Here is a 1,932-nt window from a genome sequence, read left to right as displayed (position 1 = left end):
GTGTGAGTGCTGGACGTAATCTCCCCAAAACGGCTGGATGAAAATTCCCCAGTTTGGCGCTGATGCCGATGCTCAGGGGGCATGCCCCCTGAGCATCGGTGGCGCAGAATCTCCCCTGCTGATGCCAGAGGAAAGGCGCGCAGGTGGTTGGATTGAGGGAGATCGTGATGATCTTGGAATTGCAGCGACAAGGGCTCGGCATCAGCGCAATTGCGCGACAAACCGGGCTCGACCGTAAGACAGTGCGTAAATACCTGAAACGGGGCCTGGAGGCGCCGGTATATGGACCCAGAGAGCCGGGTGATCGGCTCGCAGATCGGTTCCGATCCTATCTGGCAGAACGGCTCGAAGCCTTTCCGGGCCTGTCGGCTCGCAGGCTGCATCGCGAGATCAAGGCCATGGGTTATAGGGGGGCTTATTCCACGCTGACGGAGTATCTCCGGCTGGTCCGGCCCGTGGCGCCGCGGCAGTTCGAGCGTCGCTTCGAGACACTCGCGGGCCAGCAGGCTCAGGTGGACTTTGCCGAGTTCCAGGTGGAGTTCACCTCCGAGCCCGGCCTCGTGCGCAAGGTCTGGCTGTTCAGCATGGTGCTGGGACACAGCCGCTGGCTCTGGGGACGGTTCTGCCCGAACCAGTCGCTGGACACGGTGATGCGCTGCCATATCGCCGCCTTCGATGCGATGGGCGGGGCCTGCACCGAAATCCTCTATGACCGGATGAAGACCGCCGTCATTGGCGAGGATGCGGCGGGCGTCGTCACCTACAACGCATCCCTGGTCGCGCTGCTGGCCCATTACGGGTCGGCGCCGCGGGCGTGTCAGCCGTATCGGGCCAAGACGAAAGGCAAGGTCGAGCGGCCGTTCCGCTATATCCGGCAGGACTTCTTTCTCGGACGCAGCTTCCGCGATCTGGACGATCTGAACGCCCAGTTTGAGGAATGGCGCACGACCATCGCCAATCCCAGGGTGCATGCCACAACAAACCGGATCGTGGATGAGCATTTTGCCGAGGAGAAACCACACCTGCGGCCCTTGCCGGCCCATTCCTACGATGCGGTTCTGACGGTTGAACGGCGCATCAGCCAGGAAGGCATGGTTGCGGTGGGTGGCAATCAATACAGCGTTCCCGACACCACGCGGCGGCGGATCGTCGAGGTCCAGAACCACCCGGCCGAGGTTCGGATCTTCGAGGATGGCCAGCTGATCGCCAGCCATCCGGTGCTGGAAGGCAAGAACCAGCGCAGGGTCGATCCCAGCCATCGCAAACCTGTCCCGGCCGCGCGGATGGCTGCTGCTCCGTCCTCACCGGTGGACGCCCCTGTGGCCCGGCGTCCCCTGGCTTTCTATGAAGCTGTCGGGCGGCGGCTGGCGAATGCGCAGGAGGGCCGCCCATGATCCCGGTCACCGACCGCATCCGCCAGAGCATGGTCAGCCTGCACATGGCCCGGGCGCTTGAGACGCTGGACCAGACCCTCAGCCGCCTTGAAAAGGGCGAGATCAGCGCGATCGAGGCGATCGACCAGCTTCTGGCAGAGGAGCTGAACCTCCGCGAAGGCCGACGCATTGGTGTCGCTTTGCGAACCGCACGCCTGATGCCGATCAAGACGCTCGAAAGCTTCGACTTCTCCTTCCAGCCCTCGCTGGATCGCCACCGCATCATGGCCCTGGCCGAGCTGGAGTTCATCAAGCGCACCGAGGTGCTGCACTTTCTCGGCCCGCCAGGCACCGGGAAGAGCCATCTCGCCACGGCCATTGGTGTCGCGGCGGTCAAGGCTGGGCGCAGCGTCTATCGGTGTTCCCTGGCCGACCTGATCGAAGCCCTGACCAAGGCCGAGCGCGAGGGGCGCCTCGCCGAGAAGATCCGCTTTTATGCCCGTGCCTCCCTGCTGATCGTCGATGAGATCGGCTACCTGCCCATCACCAGCGGAGGCGC

Annotated in this window: 2 protein-coding genes; both read left to right on the top strand. The window is 64.0% G+C overall.

The features are described 5' to 3' along the window. The first annotated feature begins 143 nt into the window (after window positions 1-143). A complete protein-coding gene (gene istA, locus OU682_RS23775; protein ID WP_268944650.1) occupies window positions 144-1,394 on the top strand; it encodes an IS21 family transposase in 1,251 nt (416 codons plus the stop codon). Then, window positions 1,391-1,932: ATP-binding protein (locus tag OU682_RS23770; RefSeq protein ID WP_268944649.1), on the top strand; the 542-nt coding region annotated here is incomplete at its 3' end. The genes istA and OU682_RS23770, both read left to right, overlap by 4 nt.

The sequence above is a fragment of the Paracoccus benzoatiresistens genome (assembly GCF_026913015.1).
GTDB lineage: Bacteria > Pseudomonadota > Alphaproteobacteria > Rhodobacterales > Rhodobacteraceae > Paracoccus > Paracoccus benzoatiresistens.
This window is presented reverse-complemented; position numbering and strand designations above follow the sequence as displayed.